At 40.0% G+C, this 19,543-nt stretch carries 22 protein-coding genes, 2 pseudogenes and 1 riboswitch; of the genes and pseudogenes, 15 read left to right on the forward strand and 9 right to left on the reverse strand.

Annotated elements, in window-relative coordinates; translation table 11 throughout:
• A pseudogene (locus tag ADF68_RS10775) lies at positions 1 to 110 on the reverse strand (helix-turn-helix domain-containing protein); the annotation flags it as partial.
• A gap of 406 nt (positions 111 to 516) precedes the next feature.
• A riboswitch (glycine riboswitch) is annotated at positions 517 to 605 on the forward strand.
• Positions 606 to 695: 90 nt separating this feature from the next.
• Between ADF68_RS10775 and ADF68_RS01595 the strand changes: the two are divergent.
• The 5 genes from ADF68_RS01595 (at position 696) to ADF68_RS01615 (ending at position 6,299) form a co-directional block, all read left to right on the forward strand.
• Entirely contained in the window at positions 696 to 2,018 is a 1,323-nt protein-coding gene (locus ADF68_RS01595; protein WP_049548359.1) for an alanine/glycine:cation symporter family protein, read from the forward strand.
• A 244-nt stretch (positions 2,019 to 2,262) separates the two neighbouring features.
• Complete coding sequence (locus tag ADF68_RS01600) at positions 2,263 to 3,441, forward strand: ryptide export MFS transporter (protein ID WP_049548360.1); 1,179 nt, start codon at positions 2,263 to 2,265, stop codon at positions 3,439 to 3,441.
• Between the two features lie 226 nt (positions 3,442 to 3,667).
• The gene (locus ADF68_RS01605) at positions 3,668 to 4,216 is read left to right on the forward strand and encodes a carboxymuconolactone decarboxylase family protein (RefSeq protein WP_049548361.1); all 549 of its coding nucleotides are present in this window, start codon (positions 3,668 to 3,670) and stop codon (positions 4,214 to 4,216) included.
• Positions 4,209 to 5,294, forward strand: coding sequence for an acyl-CoA dehydrogenase family protein (locus ADF68_RS01610; protein WP_049548362.1), 1,086 nt, complete (start codon positions 4,209 to 4,211; stop codon positions 5,292 to 5,294). Before ADF68_RS01605 ends, ADF68_RS01610 begins: the two co-directional genes overlap by 8 nt.
• Positions 5,295 to 5,402: 108 nt before the next feature.
• Positions 5,403 to 6,299 (forward strand): TDT family transporter, encoded by an 897-nt coding sequence (locus ADF68_RS01615; protein WP_049548363.1) that lies wholly within the window; start codon positions 5,403 to 5,405, stop codon positions 6,297 to 6,299.
• Positions 6,300 to 6,385: 86 nt separating this feature from the next.
• On the opposite strand, the gene ADF68_RS01620 is transcribed toward ADF68_RS01615, so the two are convergent.
• The 7 genes from ADF68_RS01620 to ADF68_RS01650 are packed head-to-tail and all read right to left on the reverse strand — an operon-like array spanning position 6,386 to position 9,209.
• A complete protein-coding gene (locus ADF68_RS01620; RefSeq protein WP_049548364.1) occupies positions 6,386 to 6,925 on the reverse strand; it encodes a DUF3278 domain-containing protein in 540 nt (179 codons plus the stop codon).
• Positions 6,926 to 6,937: 12 nt separating this feature from the next.
• Positions 6,938 to 7,279: a hypothetical protein gene (locus tag ADF68_RS11350; RefSeq protein WP_049548365.1), complete on the reverse strand. Its 342-nt coding sequence runs from the start codon at positions 7,277 to 7,279 to the stop codon at positions 6,938 to 6,940.
• Between the two features lie 10 nt (positions 7,280 to 7,289).
• Positions 7,290 to 7,832 (reverse strand): DUF3278 domain-containing protein, encoded by a 543-nt coding sequence (locus ADF68_RS01630; protein ID WP_049548366.1) that lies wholly within the window; start codon positions 7,830 to 7,832, stop codon positions 7,290 to 7,292.
• 26 nt (positions 7,833 to 7,858) lie between these two features.
• On the reverse strand, positions 7,859 to 8,194 hold the full coding sequence (locus ADF68_RS01635; protein ID WP_049548367.1) for a hypothetical protein: 336 nt from the start codon (positions 8,192 to 8,194) through the stop codon (positions 7,859 to 7,861).
• Positions 8,195 to 8,204: 10 nt separating this feature from the next.
• A complete protein-coding gene (locus tag ADF68_RS01640) occupies positions 8,205 to 8,447 on the reverse strand; it encodes a hypothetical protein (RefSeq protein WP_049548368.1) in 243 nt (80 codons plus the stop codon).
• A 10-nt stretch (positions 8,448 to 8,457) separates the two neighbouring features.
• On the reverse strand, positions 8,458 to 9,000 hold the full coding sequence (locus tag ADF68_RS01645) for a DUF3278 domain-containing protein (RefSeq protein ID WP_049548369.1): 543 nt from the start codon (positions 8,998 to 9,000) through the stop codon (positions 8,458 to 8,460).
• Positions 9,001 to 9,014: 14 nt separating this feature from the next.
• Positions 9,015 to 9,209: a helix-turn-helix transcriptional regulator gene (locus ADF68_RS01650; RefSeq protein ID WP_001082477.1), complete on the reverse strand. Its 195-nt coding sequence runs from the start codon at positions 9,207 to 9,209 to the stop codon at positions 9,015 to 9,017.
• A gap of 228 nt (positions 9,210 to 9,437) precedes the next feature.
• Here ADF68_RS01650 and ADF68_RS01655 point away from each other — a divergent pair, with 228 nt between their 5' ends.
• Complete coding sequence (locus ADF68_RS01655; protein WP_049548370.1) at positions 9,438 to 10,271, forward strand: metallophosphoesterase family protein; 834 nt, start codon at positions 9,438 to 9,440, stop codon at positions 10,269 to 10,271.
• Between the two features lie 64 nt (positions 10,272 to 10,335).
• Here ADF68_RS01655 and ADF68_RS01660 read toward each other — a convergent pair.
• Positions 10,336 to 11,144: pseudogene (locus ADF68_RS01660) on the reverse strand (amino acid ABC transporter substrate-binding protein).
• 213 nt (positions 11,145 to 11,357) lie between these two features.
• Here ADF68_RS01660 and ADF68_RS01665 point away from each other — a divergent pair.
• The 9 genes from ADF68_RS01665 to pheS all read left to right on the forward strand — a co-directional run bounded on the left by ADF68_RS01665 (position 11,358) and on the right by pheS (position 19,432).
• On the forward strand, positions 11,358 to 11,963 hold the full coding sequence (locus tag ADF68_RS01665; protein WP_049548371.1) for a nitroreductase family protein: 606 nt from the start codon (positions 11,358 to 11,360) through the stop codon (positions 11,961 to 11,963).
• A 9-nt stretch (positions 11,964 to 11,972) separates the two neighbouring features.
• Positions 11,973 to 13,373 (forward strand): dipeptidase PepV, encoded by a 1,401-nt coding sequence (pepV, locus tag ADF68_RS01670; protein ID WP_049548372.1) that lies wholly within the window; start codon positions 11,973 to 11,975, stop codon positions 13,371 to 13,373.
• A gap of 50 nt (positions 13,374 to 13,423) precedes the next feature.
• Entirely contained in the window at positions 13,424 to 14,014 is a 591-nt protein-coding gene (locus ADF68_RS01675) for a uracil-DNA glycosylase family protein (RefSeq protein ID WP_049548373.1), read from the forward strand.
• The gene (locus tag ADF68_RS01680; RefSeq protein ID WP_049548374.1) at positions 14,011 to 14,292 is read left to right on the forward strand and encodes a rhodanese-like domain-containing protein; all 282 of its coding nucleotides are present in this window, start codon (positions 14,011 to 14,013) and stop codon (positions 14,290 to 14,292) included. The genes ADF68_RS01675 and ADF68_RS01680 overlap by 4 nt, the downstream gene beginning before the upstream one ends.
• Positions 14,293 to 14,456: 164 nt before the next feature.
• Positions 14,457 to 15,782: a branched-chain amino acid transport system II carrier protein gene (brnQ, locus tag ADF68_RS01685; RefSeq protein ID WP_049548375.1), complete on the forward strand. Its 1,326-nt coding sequence runs from the start codon at positions 14,457 to 14,459 to the stop codon at positions 15,780 to 15,782.
• Positions 15,783 to 15,878: 96 nt separating this feature from the next.
• The gene (locus ADF68_RS01690) at positions 15,879 to 16,916 is read left to right on the forward strand and encodes a M42 family metallopeptidase (protein WP_049548376.1); all 1,038 of its coding nucleotides are present in this window, start codon (positions 15,879 to 15,881) and stop codon (positions 16,914 to 16,916) included.
• Between the two features lies 1 nt (position 16,917).
• A complete protein-coding gene (locus tag ADF68_RS01695; RefSeq protein ID WP_049548377.1) occupies positions 16,918 to 17,379 on the forward strand; it encodes an HIT family protein in 462 nt (153 codons plus the stop codon).
• Between the two features lie 11 nt (positions 17,380 to 17,390).
• Positions 17,391 to 18,107, forward strand: coding sequence for an LD-carboxypeptidase LdcB/DacB (gene ldcB / locus ADF68_RS01700; protein ID WP_049548378.1), 717 nt, complete (start codon positions 17,391 to 17,393; stop codon positions 18,105 to 18,107).
• 278 nt (positions 18,108 to 18,385) lie between these two features.
• Positions 18,386 to 19,432 (forward strand): phenylalanine--tRNA ligase subunit alpha, encoded by a 1,047-nt coding sequence (pheS, locus tag ADF68_RS01705; protein WP_049502911.1) that lies wholly within the window; start codon positions 18,386 to 18,388, stop codon positions 19,430 to 19,432.
• Positions 19,433 to 19,543: the final 111 nt, after the last annotated feature.

Below are 19,543 nucleotides of genomic sequence, written 5' to 3' on the forward strand. Positions count from 1 at the left end.
AAGTAGAGAGGCAATTTCTCTATTTGATTTCCCTTCCTTTTTCCATCGTTCGATTAAGCGACGGCTATCGATTGTAAATGTTTGCCTTTTGTAGTATAATGACTTTGCATCTCTGTGCCTTTCTTGTGTTTGTGGTGAACAACAAGTATAACACAGAGGTGTTTTCTTATGCCTATAAGAGCTTTCATTTGACAATAGGAACCCTTGAAGCTGTTTCGTCAGCTAAACCAAGGCTAGTCTTAGACTTGGCTCGCCAGCTTAACAGCATCAAGCCTCTTATCAAATGAAATCGAGTACTAGCTATAAGCTAGTTGAACCATCTAATTTTTAGGAGGTCTGGGTGGCTAATTTCATTATAGAACTTTCAGTAATGCGAAAATAATAAAAATATGAATAAAATTTTCTGAAAACAATTGACAAGTTCTGTTTTTTCTTGTAAAATAAGAAAAATTAAATACAACACCGAATGAAGTTTAATAGAAGTGGAAAATCGTTTGATTTTTCATGACTGTAAATGGACGGAACTCTGGAGAGACCGTAAAGGCACCGAAGGGGCAAGGCAGGCAACTGCTCAAACTCTCAGGTAAAAGGACAGAGCAATGATAGAGCGCTTTTTGGCATTTATCGATGCATTCCAGAGTACATGTTTTTAACATGTGCTCTTTCTTTTGGGGTTGAATAGATAGGAGAATGGTATGTTAAATTTGCTGAAAGAGCTGGATGCTCTGGTATGGGGACCACCCCTTTTGATCTTATTGGTTGGTACAGGGATTTACTTGACTCTTCGTTTAGGACTCTTACAAATTTTGCGTCTCCCTAAGGCCTTCCAGCTTATTTTTACCAAAGACAAGGGACATGGTGATGTTTCGAGCTTTGCTGCCTTGTGTACAGCCCTAGCAGCAACTGTTGGTACGGGAAATATCATCGGGGTGGCAACAGCTATCAAGGTTGGTGGACCAGGGGCTCTTTTTTGGATGTGGGTAGCTGCTTTCTTTGGAATGTCAACCAAGTATGCAGAAGGACTACTTGCTATCAAATATCGAACCAAGGATGATCATGGTGCGGTAGCAGGAGGACCGATGCACTATATTCTTCTAGGGATGGGAGAAAAGTGGCGTCCTCTTGCAATCTTCTTTGCTGTAGCTGGAGTACTAGTTGCACTTTTAGGGATTGGTACTTTTACCCAGGTGAATTCCATTACAGAATCCGTGCAAAATACGGCTAGTATTGATCCGACAATTACTGCACTTGTTTTATCTATTTTCGTAGGGATCGCAGTTTTTGGTGGACTTAAGTCTATTTCTAAGGTTTCAACCACCGTTGTTCCCTTTATGGCTATTGTCTACATCTTGGGAACCTTGACAGTTATTTTCTTTAATATCGAGAAAATCCCTGCAACTTTGGCCTTGGTCTTTACATCAGCTTTTAGTCCAGTGGCTGCAGTAGGAGGCTTTGCAGGAGCCAGTATCCGAACTGCTATTCAAAATGGTGTGGCGCGTGGAGTTTTCTCAAACGAGTCTGGCTTGGGTTCAGCTCCCATTGCGGCTGCGGCAGCTAAGACCAACGAACCGGTAGAGCAGGGGTTGATTTCCATGACAGGAACCTTTATTGATACCTTGATTATCTGTACCCTGACTGGTTTGACAATCTTGGTGACTGGGGTTTGGAGCGGTGATTTGAATGGTGTTGCCTTGACTCAGTCAGCCTTTTCAACAGTCTTTTCATATTTTGGCCCAGCTCTTTTAACAATCTTTTTAGTACTTTTTGCCTTTACCACGATTTTGGGATGGAACTATTACGGAGAGCGATGCTTTGAGTTCCTCTTTGGCGTTCGTTTTATTTGGCTTTATCGTGTGGTCTTTGTTGCTATGGTCTTGCTGGGAGGATTTATCGAGCTGGATATGGTCTGGGTCATTGCGGATATTGTCAATGCTCTTATGGCTCTGCCAAACTTGATTGCACTCTTAGCCTTGTCGCCAGTTGTTATTGCTGAGACTAAGAAGTATTTTGATAAATAATATAAGATTGATCTTTCCATTTAATGAAAATGCTAGCATCTGTTTGTGAGATGCTGGCTTTTTTTCACTTCTAGGGCTAGTCTTTTGTTTTATGTCCTAAGATGAATGAAATTCAATAGTACATTTTTAATGATGTCCTTTATTTGCACTATTATTTATTGTATAATAGTCAGCATAAATCTTTTTTTGTTCTGGTATATCTTGTTTCATCTATATGCGAAAGAGAAATAAACAGGAGGTGTTTATGTCAAAAGATATTCAAAAATTAGTGATTTCACAAGGAATAGCGAATCTAGCAGATGTCTTTTTTAGAGTTGTTGTGATTGCAAATGTGTTTGTCTTATCTGGTTCGGTCATTTCAACCTCCCTAGTGCCAATTCTGATAGGTCTATCCTCCTTTTTAGCCAGTTTCTTAGTTCCATTAGTAACGAAGAAATTAGCTTTAAATCGTGTTCTTTTCTTGACTCAATTTGGTAAGACGATTCTGCTAGCCATTTTGGTTTTTCTACTTAAGCAATCTGAAACTATTTCCCTCTCTTTTTTATATGCTATTGTCACTTTAATCTCCATTTTGGATGGTTTTGCAGCACCTGTTTCCTATGCGATTGTTCCAAGCTATGCAAGAGATTTAGCTAAAGCGAATGCAGCCATCTCAATGAGTGGTGAAAGTGTACAGCTAGTTGGTTGGGGCTTAGGAGGCTTCTTATTTGCGAGTCTGGGAATGAAGCCTAGCCTGCTCATTGTGTTAGCCTTGTTTACAATTTCTACGATTTTGATGGTTGCTTTGCCACTTGTAGAAAAAGAAGAGTTGTCCTCTGAAACGAGTTTTGAGACGCTCACAAAAGGTTGGCGGCTGGTGGTTGAAAAATCAAGATTACGCTTTATTGTCCAGACTAATCTCTTAGAAATCCAAGCTAATGCTATCTGGGTATCTTCTGTTTTACTTGTTTTTGTGACTGAAATTTTACATCAGTCAGAAAGCTATTGGGGCTACGTCAATACGGCCTATTCCTTGGGGATTATCTTGGGAGGAGCTATTATCTTCCGTCTAGCCGAGAAAGTTGTTACCTATAAGTATCAAACTATGACCTTTTCTTTGTTATCGACAGCACTAGTAACTCTGTTGATATTACTATTTCCAAATCCACCTGCTTTTCTATTCCTATCTCTAGTAATTGGTTTTCTATCTCAGATTAAGGAAGTTCCTGAGAGCGTATTATTACAGGAATCGGTTGATGAGAAGGAACTTGTGAATGTTTACTCTGTTATCGAAGTTGTCTCTACCTTGGCCTTTTCTGCCTCTGTTTTTCTAATGAGTTCTATCACAGAATATTTTGGTGTATTTACTGGTTTCGGTCTGGCTATCTTCTGCTTGCTAGTAGAGTCCATCTTAGTTTTAAGAAACAAGCATCAGATAAATTAACGTTTATGATCACACATCTGGTGTGATTTTTTTTGTTTTCATAAAAATTTTTTATCAGTGCAATTTAAAATATATATTATGCAAGGTATAGATTCTGTGTTAGACTTATTGTCAACGAAAAGCTAATGAGTCATCAATCAAGACAAGGATTTGTTCAATAGGCTGATGAGATTTCGTAAGATTTTCGCAGAAACCATTCAATTACAAAACGAAAAGAGGTCCCCTTATGACAACATTTACTATCCACACAGTAGAATCAGCACCAGCAGAAGTTAAAGAAGTTCTTGAAACGGTACAAAAGGATAACAATGGCTATATTCCAAATCTTATCGGTCTTTTGGCCAATGCCCCAACAGCCCTAGAAGCTTACCGAACTGTTGGAGCTATTAACCGTCGCAATAGTCTAACACCTGTTGAGCGAGAAGTGGTGCAAATCACGGCAGCTGTAACCAATGGTTGTGCCTTTTGCGTCGCTGGTCACACAGCCTTTTCTATCAAGCAAATCCAGATGAATGATGACCTACTCCAAGCCCTTCGCAATCGCACTCCAATCGAAAGCGATCCTAAGCTGGATACCCTAGCTAAGTTTACCTTGGCAGTCATCAATACCAAAGGGCGCGTAGGAGATGAGGCTCTTAGTGAATTCCTTGAAGCTGGCTACACGCATGAAAATGCCCTAGATGTCGTTCTTGGTGTTAGTTTGGCAACCCTCTGTAATTATGCTAATAACCTGGCTAATACACCAATTAATCCAGAATTACAATCTTATGCATAAGAGGAGGACAAAGTATGGGATTTTTTCAGAAGAATTTTTAAGCTGGTTAGACCAGCACGCTGATGAAATTGACAAAAAATCATGTCAAGCTGGAGAAGAACTGATTGAGAAAATTGCTGCAGAAGGAGCCTTTCGTGTAGGGGTTTCCAAAGTTCTTAGTGGGCTAGGTGGAAATGATCAAGATGTTATCGATATCCTTGCTGAACTCGCTCAACATTCCTTAACAGCTTCCTTTATCTCATGGGGTCAACGAACTTTAATAGACAATATTCTTCATACTGATAATGCTTATTTCAAAGAAGTTTACTTGGAAAAACTCTTATCAGGAGAATATGCAGGCGCTACGGCCTTATCTAATGCAGTCAAGTATCTATCTGACTTAGAAGAACTAAATGTTCGAATCTTTGAAGAAAATGGGAATTATTACCTAAAAGGCCGACTTCCTTGGGTGACCAATGCTCGTAGGAATCGCTTCCTCACTATTTTTGTAGCAGGATTTGCAGATGACCCGAGTCAAAGTTACGTAGTAGCTGTACCATCGGACGCAGAAAACTTTAGTCGTTCCGAAGATTTGGAATTTGTTTCTCTCCAAGGAGGAAATACAGCAGCTCTGACTTTTAACAAGGTATCTTTAAAGGAAGAGTGGATTCTATCGAGGGATACTCATCAATTTTTAGCGCAAAATCGTCCAGCCTTTTTAGGCTACCAATTTGGCCTAGCCTTTGGTTTGGCTGAACGTTCACTCTCAGAAGTCGAAAAAGAATTGGGGAAACGAGGTGTCTTGAAGGAAGAATGGCAGCATCAGGTCGAACAGTTAGATGATATTCGACAGTCTCTCTATCAAGGACTATCTGAAGAGTCCTATTTCGTTAGAAATCCGCGTGAGCTATTCCAGTTACGAATTGATATTGTTGATGTTGTTGCTCAAAGTCTCTTGTTAGAACTACAAGCTGGTGGCGGTAGAGGATATTTTAGTAAATCGACATCTGGTTTCATACGTCGTTGGAATGAAGGCGCCTTTTTGCCAATTGTTTCTCCTAGTGCAGTGCAACTGCGACATATTCTAGCGACAAACTAAAAATAAAGAAAATAAAAACGAGGTTTATCTTTTTAAACTTCGTTTTTTTATCCTTCATTTAAGCGCTTTTATGCTATACTGATAATAACATGACTATTGGAGGTTCACATGAAAAAACTCCCCTTGGCCTTTTCAGGGTGCTTATTGGGATTGGCTGGAGCAGGCAATCTCATCCTGGATATTTTTCCACTATTATCGCACGTCTTTAGTTTGTCAGGCTTGATTTTATGGTTTTATTTTTTATGCAGTCATCTTAGTGATTGGCAAGAAAGCCAGCAAGAACTTAAGAAAGCTCCTCTATTATCGGGAATGGCGACCTTTCCCATGGCAGGGATGATTTTATCAACCTACTTACTGCGAATCTTACCCACGAGTATGAGTATCATAGCGCAAGCTCTGTGGTGGTTTGCCTTTCTACTGGATGTAGGGTTAATCATCTACTTCACTAAAAATTATGTGCAGACTAAACCAAGAACGAACGCAACGCCAAGTTGGACAGTTCTTTATGTGGGGATAGCAGTAGCAAGCTTGACCTACCCAGTGGTGGGCATAGTCGAGATTGCCTATGGCGCTTGGATTTTTGGATTTACCTTAACCCTTTTCCTTTATCCTCTGATTTATCAAGATTTGAAAAGTAATCCATTGCCACGGGCTTTACTGGGGCAAGAAGGAATCTATTGTGCTCCCTTTTCTCTACTGTTAGCAGCACTCGTTCGAATCGGAGGTTCATCTCTTCATGGCTGGATTTTGCTAGTCATGATCCTTGCCTCACAGACTTTCTTTTTCTTTGTCCTCAGTCGTTTGCCACGGATTTTAAAACAGGGATTTCAACCAGCTTTTTCAGCCCTAACCTTCCCAACTATCATCACTGCAACTTCATTGAAAATGGCCCAAGGCATCCTGCAGTTTCCAGTCCTAAATCTTTTCGTTTTGCTCGAAACGATCATTTGTTTAACAATCCTTGTCTATGTATTAGTAGAATATATGCGGTATTTAAGGAGCTAAAAAAGCCCCCTAGCACTGAGAAGTGTTAGGGGGTTGTTCTTTCTGTTAGGTTGATAGTTATTATAACCAACAATCCAAGCAGTTTCTTACTTTTCCTTATGTAGTGATAGGAAGCTGTAGACCATAGTCCCAAAGATTGCTCCAATACTAAGACCAAAGACAAGTAAGGGAATCATTATCTCTGTTTGGATGATTTTTTCCAAGAAAGTTGACAGGGGCATCTGCTGAACGAAGAGTTTATGAAAGAGTAGCAGGGCAAATAAGCCAATCTCGATAATTATAAATACCAACCAACTACGAACTTTTATTTGGTGTTTGCTGTAGGTTTTGTAGATGATTTCTGATTTGTCATCCTTTTCAAGATGAAGCTCTTGGACGGCTCTTTGAGTTTTTATACTCATGAACCAAATGAGTCCAAAATAGATGTAGGGCATAACATTTCGAACAATTTCTATAAAGCGTCCGAACAAAATATAGAATAGGAAGAGAATGAAGGAAGAGTAAAAGATTTGGACCATGGAACGGGCGCAAGCCTTGTAGATAACCTCTTGACGGCATTCATCAAAAGGCCCTTGTATATGAAAGAAATTTCGAAGTAAGCGAGTTGTTAAGTCTTCTTTTTGCATGGTAGGGACCTCTTAATAACATTGTTTTTGATTAACTTCTTTAAAGAGTTGATAGAGAGTATAGAAGTAGACTAGACTAAAAACAATACAGATGGTTAGAAATAGTAGATATCTCCAATCCATAGAATTCGTTATCAGTTGTGGGAGAGATACGAGAATAAAGCAGAGAGATGAGTTTAAGAGGCGTATTTTTTTTGATGTGATTTTCTGAAATCTTTGTCCTTTGTTCAAGACAGGAAGGGCTAAGAGGAAGATAATCAGAAAAGGACGCGTAATTTGGCCATAAACTAGGAAAACTGTCATAAAGATACTGATCAAAATATGGCTGAGAATTAAAGTTACTAGTGATTTCATAAGCTTCCTCCTAATCGTCGTCTTGATCTTCCTTGGCTTTTTGAATCCGAAGGGAGACACCGCTCTGCATGATCAATCCGAAGAATAAAGTTGCTACGATAGTTGTCACAAAATGTCCTGTATTTAAAAGAGAACTAAGATAATTTTTACTATCATCCGTCAAGACATTAAGAAGTGGTATTCCAAATAACATGACTGATCCATAGATTAGACCCGCTTTCAGACCAGGAAAACGTAACTGTTTCTTTTCCTTTTGGCTCAACATATCAGGATCGATGGCTGTGATACCCGTTTTCTTGGTTTGAGAGAGCACATAGAAGGCACAAACCAAGGAAATCAGAAAAATAATGATTGGATATCCGAAAGCGACCATTTGGGGATATTTATAAGCAAGGACAAAGGGGATGAAATTGCCTAAAGTTATGAGGTAAAAGAGAATCATAAAGACTTTATTCCCGATGTGGTCAGCCTCGCGTCGTTTGTGTTCATCAAGTGGCCCTGAAATGCCATAGATACGTTTGATTAGTTTTTCATAGAGGGGTTCTTTTTTCATGGGTAATTTCTCCTAAATGAACGATGTTATTTTGTTTCTTTTACGAATTGATAGAGACAATAGAGATAAGTAATAGAAGAAAGGATAGCGATAGTTAGCAGTATATAATATTTCCAATTGCTTGAAATGAGCGTCAGTTGTAGTAAGGATAGAAAAGATAGAATCATAAAGAATAGTGCTAGGTTGAGTATGCGCGTTTTTTGGGAGTCGATCTTTAGATAAGTCAGTCCTTTATTGAGGGCTGGAACAAAGACTGGAAGGAGGATTATATCGTAGATGGGCAAGTTCCCTGAAACGATGATGAAGATGAGTAGAGAAGCAAACAAAAGATGATAGGTCAGTAAAGTTACTAGTGATTTCATAAGGCACCTCCTAATCCTGGTCTTTTTTAGCTCTTACAATACGAAGTGAGTCGACAATATGCACCATCACTCCGAAAAAGAAAGCTCCCAGTATAGTTTTAAAAATATGTTTTGTATTTAGAAGAGAACTGATAAAATTTGGATTTTCACTTGTTAGGGTATCAATGAGTGGAATTATAAAAAATATCACTGTTCCATAAATCGAACCTGCTTTCAGACCAGGATAACGTAACTGTTTCTTTTCTTTTTTCATGAGTTTCCTCCTAATCCTTATCCTGCTCTTTTTTAGCTCTTGCAATGCGACGGGAGATGAGGAACTGTATGCTCGCTCCGAAGAAGATAGAACCGAAAATGCTTGCTAAACCATTTCTTATAGTGAGAAGAGAATGGAAATAGTCCTGACCTTCACCAGTAAGTATACTGAGAAGAGGGGTTATAAAAAACATCCATAGGCCAAAGAACAAACCTGCTTTAAGACCAGGGTAGTGTAGTTGCTTATTTTCTTTCTCACTCAACATATCTGGTTCAATAGTTGTAATCCCTGTTTTTTGCATTTGGTAGGTGACGTAGCCAGCAGAGATGAGGGCAATCACTAAAATCAGAGGAGGATAGACTAGAGCCACTAGTTGAGGATATTTATAGGCTAGAACGAGTGGAATAAGATTTCCGAAAATCATCAGATAAAAGAGAATCATAAAGACTTTATTTCCGATGCGGTCAGCTTCGCGCCGTTTGTATTCGTCCAGTGGATCAGAAATACCGTAAGTGCGTTTGATGAGCTTTTCAGTGATAGTTTCTTTTTTCATTTTTCTTCTCCTTTTTAACAATCATCCTCCCAAAAGAGACTGTTGAGGTCAGTTTGGAGGCTTCGAGCGAGATTGAGACAGAGTTCCAGGGTGGGATTGTATTTATCGTTTTCAATCATATTGATGGTTTGTCTCGAGACACCGATATCCTTGGCAAGTTCGAGTTGGGACTTGCCCAGTTCCTTGCGGAATTCTTTCACACGATTCATGCTTCCTCCTTTTTAGATTGTGTCACATATATTTGACTATAGTATATTCTTTTGAAAATAAAATGTCAACTATTTTTGACATATTTTTAAGAGAAAGTTGATGAGGATATTTCCATTATAAAATCTTCTAGCGATTTTATGCTATTTTATGCTATAATAAAGAAAAGTACAGAATTATAAGAGTGAATTGGATAGACTGAAAGCTATCCACTAAAGAAGGAGTAGAAAATGAACCATAAGATTGCAATTTTATCAGACATTCATGGCAATACGACGGCCTTAGCTGGAGTGCTTGAGGACGCAAAAAATTTGGGGGCGACTGAATATTGGCTTTTGGGGGATATTTTTCTTCCTGGGCCGGGAGCAAATGACTTGGTGACTCTTTTGAAAGACCTACCCATTACAGCATCGGTTCGAGGGAACTGGGATGATTGTGTCTTAGAGGCTTTAAGTGGGCAATATGGTCTAGAAGATCCCGAAGAAATTCAGTTTCTCAGGATGACTCAGTATCTGATGGAGCGCATAAACCCCGAGCATATTGATTGGTTGAGAAAGCTACCTATGATAGCCAAGAAAGAAGTCGAAGGCTTGCGCTTTTCTCTTTCACATAATTTGCCTGAGAAAAATTATGGTGGTGATTTGCTGGTTGAAAATGATACCGAAAAATTTGACCAGCTACTTGATGAAACTACTGATGTAGCCGTCTATGGACATGTTCATAAACAGCTCTTGCGTTATGGTAGCCAAGGTCAACAAATCATCAATCCAGGTTCGATTGGTATGCCTTATTTTAACTGGAAAGGGCTGAAAAATCACCGTGCCCAGTATGCCTTACTTGATGTTGAAAATGGTGAATTGGTCAATATCCAATTTCGTAAGGTTGCCTATGATTATGAAGCAGAGTTAGAATCAGCCAAGGAAAAAGGCCTTCCTTTTATCGAAATGTATGAAGAGTTGCGACGTGAGGACAACTATCAAGGCCATAATAGAGATTTGTTAGCCAGCCTCAATGAAAAACATGGTTATATCAAGGATGTCAAAAACTATTTTGATTTTTTGTAAAAGGTGCTTTAACGAACAGATACTAAATAAAACGATTGGATTAGCCAATCGTTTTTAATATATCTTATTGTAATTGAGATTGATCTGGTAGGTAAGAACCACCGAGATAAGTTTTGCTGAGTTTTTCAAGGGTTCCATCTTGGTAGAGTTCTTTGAGAACCTTGTCAAATTGTTCTTTAAATTCTTTTTCGTCGCTTGAGAAGATGATGTAGTTGTTTGGATTGTCATTGCTTTCTAAGTCGACTAGGTTCAAGTCTAAACCTCGCTCTTGGATAATTTTTTGAACAGAGATTTTATCAAAGATTAGGAAATCAAACTCGCCATTTGAAAGATCAGTCAGACGTTTAGCGACATCCTCACCAGAGTATTGGATAGTTGCAGGATTGTCGGAGTGGCTTTGATTCCAGTCGGTAACAACCTTGGCAGTAGAAGTTCCAGTATCATCCTGGGTTGTTTTACCAGCGATATCTTGAAGAGAGGTAAGAGCCTTGTCTTTTCTGCTCACAAGAACCAAAGGATTTTTAGCGATAGGTAGAGAGTAGAGGTATTTGTCTGCTCTTTTTTGGTGTAGATCAAGTTGTTGGCAGCAGCTTGGTAACGGCCAGCATCCACTCCAGGGAAGATACTTTCCCAAGCAGTTTTTTGAAATTCAATCTTGTATTGATCTAGTTTTTCATCGACTGCTTTTAAAACCTCAACATCATATCCAGTCAAATTACCATCTTTTTCAAAATCAAAAGGTGGGATGTCTCCAGCAGTTGCTACGACAATGGTTTTAGGACTAGCAGTGGCAGTAGAAGTACTATCTAGTTTGGCTTGTCCACAGGCGACCAACAAGGGACTGATGGCTAATAATAAGAATAATTTTTTCATAAGATAATGGTATCTAGTTTACCAGACAATCAATCAGATATCTAATATATATTTTTTATGGAGATGATAGAGAAACATTATAATTTTAAAACGGAGCCTAGAACTGACAGTTGAATTTGGGAAAGATAATTTGTTTCACTAATGAAAAATCTCTGCAAGCTCTTTCAGAATGTGGTAAAATGGAAGCAGTAGAAATAGAAAAGGAAATCAATTATGAAATTTCTTGAGTTAAATAAAAAACGTCATGCGACTAAGCATTTTATTGATAAACCAGTTGATCCCAAGGATGTTCGAACAGCTATTGAAATCGCAACCTTGGCACCGAGTGCTCACAACAGTCAGCCTTGGAAGTTTGTTGTGGTTCGTGAGAGAAATGCTGAATTAGCAAAATTAGCTTACGGTTCAAACTTTGAGCAAGTAGCATCTGCCCCTGTAACCATTGCCTTGTTTACAGATACTGACCTAGCTAAACGAGCTCGCAAGATTGCCCGTGTTGGTGGAGCAAAGAACTTCTCAGAAGAACAACTTCAGTACTTTATGAAAAATCTTCCAGCAGAGTTTGCGCGTTACAATGAACAACAAATCAGTGACTACTTGGCTCTTAATGCTGGGCTTGTAGCTATGAACTTGGTCCTTGCATTGACTGACCAAGGAATCGGATCAAATATTATCCTTGGTTTTGACAAATCAAAAGTCAACGAAGTCTTGGAAATCGAAGAACGCTTCCGTCCAGAGCTCTTGATCACAGTAGGATACACAGACGAGAAGTTAGAACCAAGTTACCGCTTGCCAGTAGATGAAATTATCGAAAAAAGATAGGAAGAAAAAATGACAGTTATTAATTTTACAGCAGAAGTAGAAAAACGTAAAGAAGACCTCTTGGCTGACTTGTTTAGCCTTTTGGAAATCAACTCAGAACGCGATGACAGCAAGGCAGATGCGCAACATCCTTTTGGACCTGGTCCAGTAAAAGCCTTGGAGAAATTCCTTGAAATCGCAGACCGCGATGGCTACCCAACAAAAAATGTCGACAACTATGCAGGACATTTTGAGTTTGGTGAAGGGGAAGAAGTTCTCGGTATCTTTGCCCACATGGATGTGGTACCTGCAGGTAGCGGATGGGATACTGATCCTTACACTCCAACTATCAAAGATGGTCGTCTCTATGCGCGTGGTGCTTCTGACGATAAGGGACCGACAACAGCATGTTACTATGGTTTGAAAATCATCAAAGAATTGGGACTTCCAACTTCTAAAAAAGTTCGTTTTATCGTCGGAACTGATGAAGAATCAGGTTGGGCAGATATGGACTACTACTTTGAGCATGTAGGACTTGCGAAGCCAGACTTTGGCTTCTCTCCAGATGCTGAATTCCCTATCATCAATGGTGAAAAAGGAAATATCACAGAATACCTCCACTTTGCAGGTGAAAATACTGGTGCAGCTCGTCTTCATAGCTTTACAGGTGGCTTGCGTGAAAACATGGTACCTGAGTCAGCAACGGCAGTTGTTTCAGGTGACTTGGCTGACTTGCAAGCTAAACTAGATGCCTTCGTAGCAGAGCACAAACTCAGAGGAGACATTCAAGAAGAGAATGGTCAGTACAAGGTAACTGTAATTGGTAAATCAGCCCACGGTGCTATGCCTGCTTCAGGTGTCAATGGTGCTACTTATCTTGCTCTTTTCCTCAGCCAATTTGCTTTTGAAGGACCTGCAAAAGACTTCCTTGACATTGCTGGAAAGATTCTCTTAAATGACCATGAAGGCAAAAACTTGAAAGTGGCTCATGTTGATGAAAAGATGGGTGCCCTTTCTATGAATGCTGGAGTCTTCCGCTTTGATGAAACAAGTGCTGACAATACCATTGCCCTTAACTTCCGTTATCCAAAAGGAACAAGCCCTGAGCAAATCAAATCAGTTCTTGAAAACTTACCAGTTGTTTCAGTTAGCTTGTCTGAACACGGACATACACCTCATTATGTTCCAATGGAAGATCCACTTGTACAAACCTTGTTGAGCGTGTATGAAAAACAAACAGGCCTTCAAGGTCACGAACAAGTCATCGGTGGTGGAACATTTGGACGTCTCTTAGAGCGTGGTGTCGCTTACGGTGCTATGTTCCCAGATTCTATCGATACTATGCACCAAGCCAACGAATTTATTGCCTTGGATGATCTCTTCCGTGCAGCAGCCATCTACGCTGAAGCTATCTATGAATTGATCAAATAATGATATAGAAGTCTGAGATTTAATGCTTAGACTTCTTTTTGGAGGAGAAAATGTCTCAAATTGAAAGAATCAAGCAAGCTATTATAGAGGATCCACAGAATGCCAGCTATACTGAGCATGGCATCCAACCTCTTTTTGCAGCACCAAAGACTGCTCGAATCAATATCATTGGGCAGGCACCTGGTCTCAAAACTCAAGAAGCAGGACTTTACTGGAAGGATAAAAGTGGGGATCGCTTGCGAGAATGGTTGGGTGTGGATGAAGATACGTTTTATAACTCAGGTTACTTTGCTGTCATGCCCATGGATTTCTACTTTCCAGGTCATGGAAAATCGGGTGACCTGCCACCTCGTCCAGGTTTTGCAGAAAAATGGCATCCGGAACTCTTGAAGGAATTACCAGATATTCAATTAACACTCTTGATTGGTCAGTATGCCCAAGCCTACTATCTACATGAGAAGGTCAGTGGCAAGGTGACAGACCGTGTGCATCGATTTAAAGATTATTTGCCTGATTATTTCCCTCTGGTACACCCATCACCACGTAATCAAATTTGGATGAAAAAAAATCCTTGGTTTGAGGAAGAAGTGGTTCCAGATTTGAAAAAAAGAATTAAAACTATTTTAGGAGAAAAAGAATGAACGAAATTACTTTTGACGATTTTTATCAGTTTTATCAGAAAGAGTCGCTTTCTGTATTAGATGTGAGAGAAGTAGAGGAATTTGAGACTCTTCATTTAGAAGGCGCTCGTAATTTACCTCTCAGCCAATTAGCTGATACTTATAAACAACTAGATAAAGATAATCTTTACTACGTGATTTGTAAATCAGGAATGCGTTCAGCACGTGCCTACCAATTTTTAGCAGAACAAGGCTATGAGGTTGTCAATGTCCAAGGTGGCATGGATGCCTTAGAATAAGAAAATCTCCCTTTGAGACCGAAAATAAGAAAGGTTTTAAAGGGAGTTTATTTGTTCTAAAAATCAGAAAATTGAAAACATTTTAAAATTATTTCGAGATAGCCTTTTCAAGCCTTTAATCATGTTATACTAAGAAAGTATTTTATTTTTAATAAGGAGAGTTTATGGCTAAAAAAGGTGCTTTAACAGGATTACTCCTGTTTGGAATATTTTTTGGAGCAGGTAACTTGATTTTCCCTCCAACTCTAGGCGCACAGTCTGGAGAAAACTTTCTCCCTGCCATTGCAGGATTTGTATTTTCAGGTGTTGGGATTGCCGTCCTAACCTTGATCATTGGAACCCTTAATCCAAAGGGCTATATCTATGAAATTTCTAAGAAAATTTCACCATGGTTTGCGACAATTTATCTTGCAGCTTTGTACTTGTCGATTGGCCCATTCTTTGCCATCCCTCGTACAGCAACGACATCGTTTGAAGTTGGTATTAGTCCACTCTTGGATCAAGCCGATAAAGGTTTAGGTTTGATTGTCTTCACCATTCTCTACTTTGTAGCTGCCTACCTAATCTCCTTGAATCCTTCAAAAATCTTGGATCGTATCGGTCGAGTCTTGACTCCAGTTTTTGCCATCTTAATTGTTATTCTGGTTATCCTTGGAGCTTTCAAGTATGGTGGGAACGCACCACAAGCAGCTTCAGGAGCTTATCAAGCTTCCGCCTTTGGAGCAGGTTTCTTAGAAGGATACAATACACTTGATGCGCTTGCTTCGGTTGCCTTCAGTGTTATTGCAGTACAAACCTTGAAACAACTTGGTTTTTCAAACAAGAAAGAATACATCTCAACCATTTGGGTGGTTGGAATCGTTGTAGCACTCGGATTTAGTGCTCTCTACATCGGTCTAGGTTTCTTGGGCAATCATTTCCCAGTAACAGAAGAAGCAATGAAGAGCGGAACTCCTGGAGTTTATATCTTGTCTCAAGCGACTCAAGAAATCTTTGGTTCTACTGCTCAGCTTTTCCTTGCGGCTATGGTAACCGTTACTTGCTTTACAACGACTGTAGGGTTGATTGTATCAACTGCTGAGTTCTTTAACGGACGTTTCCCGCAAATCAGCTACAAGGTTTATGCGACTGTCTTTACCTTGATTGGTTTTGCCATTGCAAATCTTGGTTTGAGTGCTATTATTAAGTACTCTGTACCAGTTCTCGTTATTTTGTACCCAATTACGATTGCCATTGTCATGATTGTGATTGTGAACAAGTTTGTTGCTCTTTCTAAACCAGGAATGCAATTAACTGTTGGTATTGTCACAGCCATTGCTATTGCAAGTGTTTTAGGATCTACTTTTAAGGTTGAGGTCCTTGCAAATATCGTGAACGCTCTACCATTTGCGGAGGCTTCTCTGCCATGGTTGGTACCAGCTATTATCGGAATTCTACTTTCTCTTGTTCTTCCAAATAAACAAGAAAGTGAAGCTTTTGAAATGGAATAATCACTAAAATCACTTTTGTAGCCAAGTCTACAGGAGTGATTTTCTTTTTTATCCGATGATAAATGTGTTATAATAGGTAGCAAAAGAGGTGAAAAAATGAATCAAACTGTAGAATATATCAAAGAACTAACTGCTATTGCATCGCCGACAGGTTTTACGCGTGAAATTACGAATTATTTAGTTGAGACTCTTGAAAAACTAGGTTATCAACCAATCCGTACTGCCAAAGGTGGTGTCAACGTCACTGTTAAAGGTAAAAATGACGAGCAACAGCGTTTTATAACTGCCCATGTGGATACCTTGGGGGCTATTGTCCGTGCTGTTAAACCAGACGGTCGTCTTAAGATGGACCGTATCGGTGGCTATCCTTGGAATATGATTGAGGGAGAAAACTGTACGGTTCATGTAGCTAGTACAGGGAAAACTGTTTCAGGTACCATTTTGATCCACCAGACTTCTTGTCATGTATACAAGGACGCTGGAACTGCTGAACGCACGCAGGACAATATGGAAGTGCGTTTGGACGAAAAAGTGATCAATGAAAAAGAAACACGCGCACTTGGTATTGAGGTTGGTGACTTTATCAGCTTTGACCCACGAACTGTCGTAACTGAGACAGGCTTTATCAAATCGCGTCATTTGGATGATAAGGTCAGTGCAGCTATCCTTCTAAATCTCCTTAAAGTCTATAAGGAAGAAGGGATTGAACTTCCTGTCACTACGCATTTTGCCTTTTCAGTCTTTGAAGAAGTGGGACATGGTGCTAACTCAAGCATCCCTAGTCAAGTTGTCGAATATCTAGCAGTAGATATGGGAGCAATGGGAGATGATCAGCAGACAGACGAGTACACAGTGTCTATCTGTGTTAAAGATGCTTCTGGTCCTTACCACTATGAATTCCGTCAACATTTGGTTGCTTTAGCAAAAGAGCAAGATATTCCATTTAAACTAGATATCTATCCATTTTACGGTTCGGATGCTTCTGCGGCCATGTCAGCTGGAGCAGAAGTCAAACACGCTCTTCTAGGAGCGGGTATCGAGTCTAGTCACTCATACGAACGTACCCATGTTGATTCTGTTGTAGCAACTGAACGTATGGTAGATGCTTATCTCAAGAGTGACTTGGTGGACTAAGATGTGCTTGATTTGTGATCGAATTGAACTCATCAAGACTGGAGACAATCCCTACTTTGTAAAAGAACTGGAAACAGGCTATGTTGTCATTGGAGACCACCAGTATTTTGAAGGCTATACTCTGTTCCTGGCAAAAGAGCATGTGACAGAATTGCATCATATGGAAGCTCCAGTCAAACTTCGCTTTTTAGAGGAAATGAGCTTGGTCCAAGAAGCTGTCTCTAAAGCTTTTTCTCCTCAAAAGATGAATGTAGAGTTGTTAGGAAATGGAGATGCACATGCCCACTGGCATATTTTTCCAAGACGAGAAGGTGATATGAAGGGACACGGTCTTAATGGTCGTGGTCCAGTTTGGTGGGTTCCATGGGAAGAAATGATTGCTGAAGAATATCAAGTTAAGGGAAGTAAATTAGAAGACTTGATTGCAAGATTATCTGAGACGTTAAACCAGATGATTAAATGAAAGGATAACAGATGAAAAAAAGATACCTTATCTTATCAGGATTATTAGCCTTGACATTGGCGGCATGTTCGCAAGAAAAAACAGCAACTACAGAGGCCAAGTCTTCTACAGAACAAAAGACTGTAAAAGAAGGAACCGCGGGAAGTAAGTCTCAAGAAGCTAGTCAAAAGAAAGCAGAAGTGGTCAACAAAGGAGATCACTACAGCATTCAAGGAAAGTACGATGAGATTGTTGTCGCTAATAAGCATTATCCTATGTCAAAAGATTACAATCCAGGAGAAAATCCTACCGCAAAGGCAGAACTGTTAAAACTCATTGCAGCTATGCAACAAGCAGGATTCCCGATTAGCGACAACTATAGTGGTTTTAGAAGTTATGAAACTCAAACTCAGCTTTATCAGGACTATGTCAACAAAGACGGAAAGGCAGAGGCTGACCGCTATTCTGCTCGGCCTGGTTACAGTGAACACCAAACTGGCCTTGCCTTTGACCTAATTGGAACAAATGGAGATTTAGTGACTGAAGAAAAGGCTGCCCAATGGCTATTGGACCATGCTGCAGACTATGGCTTCGTCGTTCGCTATCTCAAAGGTAAGGAAAAAGAAACAGGCTATATGGCTGAAGAATGGCACCTTCGCTACGTCGGAAAAGAAGCCAAGGACATCGCTGCAAGTGGTCTCAGCTTGGAAGAGTATTACGGCTTTGAAGGTGGGGACTATGCTGATTAGTCGCAAAATATCTTGCAAGAATGCTTGAAATTTGATAAAATGAATAATAATTAAATAGGAATCTGCAAGACTAGTATCTCAGGGGAAGTATATCAGGGAGGAGAGCCGTGACTGAAAGCTCTCTATATGAAAGCTGGGTGAATTCACTTGCCTATGGATTCAGAAATAAAGGTCTGACTTGTCAGATAAAAACGGATGGTACCGCGTGTCAACGCTCCGAGTGTGGAGTTTTTGGCATGTGGTTTTCTTTTTATCTAAGAGAGACTGATGGAGGAATTATGTCAACTATTGAAGAACAATTAAAAGCGCTTCGTGAAGAAACGCTAGCTAGCTTGAAGCAGATTTCTGCTGAAAATGAAAAAGAGATGCAAGAATTGCGTGTCTCTGTCCTTGGTAAAAAAGGTTCATTGACTGAAATCCTTAAAGGGATGAAGGATGTATCAGCAGAAATGCGCCCTGTTATCGGGAAACACGTCAATGAGGCTCGTGATGTCTTAACTGCTGCCTTTGAAGAAACAGCTAAGCTCTTGGAAGAAAAGAAAGTGGAAGCGCAACTAGCTAGTGAGAGCATCGATGTTACACTGCCAGGTCGCCCAGTTGCGACAGGTCACCGTCACGTTCTCACTCAAACTAGTGAAGAAATCGAAGATATCTTCATCGGGATGGGTTACCAAGTCGTGGATGGATTTGAAGTTGAAAAAGACTACTACAACTTTGAACGTATGAATCTTCCAAAAGACCACCCTGCCCGTGATATGCAGGATACTTTCTATATCACAGAAGAAATCTTGCTCCGTACTCACACGTCTCCAGTTCAGGCGCGTGCGATGGATGCCCATGATTTTTCTAAAGGTCCTTTGAAGATGATCTCACCAGGACGTGTATTCCGTCGTGATACAGACGATGCAACCCACAGTCACCAATTCCACCAAATTGAAGGTTTGGTTGTTGGGAAGAACATCTCTATGGCGGATCTTCAAGGAACCCTTCAGTTGATTGTCCAAAAAATGTTTGGTGAAGAGCGTCAAATTCGTTTGCGTCCATCTTACTTCCCATTCACTGAGCCATCTGTTGAGGTGGATGTTTCATGCTTCAAGTGTGGAGGAGCCGGCTGTAACGTATGTAAGAAAACTGGTTGGATCGAGATTATGGGTGCCGGTATGGTTCACCCACGTGTCCTTGAGATGAGTGGTATCGATGCGACTGTTTACTCTGGATTTGCCTTTGGTCTTGGACAAGAGCGTGTAGCTATGCTTCGTTACGGAATCAACGATATTCGTGGATTCTACCAAGGGGATGTCCGCTTCTCAGAACAGTTTAAATAAGATTGAAACCTGAAACACAATCCTATACAGTTCTAGTCATTTTCTCTCGCTGAGAAATGGTGAGGACTGACTCGAAGAAAAAGAAAGGAATTGAAAAGGTCTCACTTATTG

It is taken from the genome of Streptococcus pseudopneumoniae, assembly GCF_001068775.1.
Lineage (GTDB): Bacteria > Bacillota > Bacilli > Lactobacillales > Streptococcaceae > Streptococcus > Streptococcus pseudopneumoniae_N.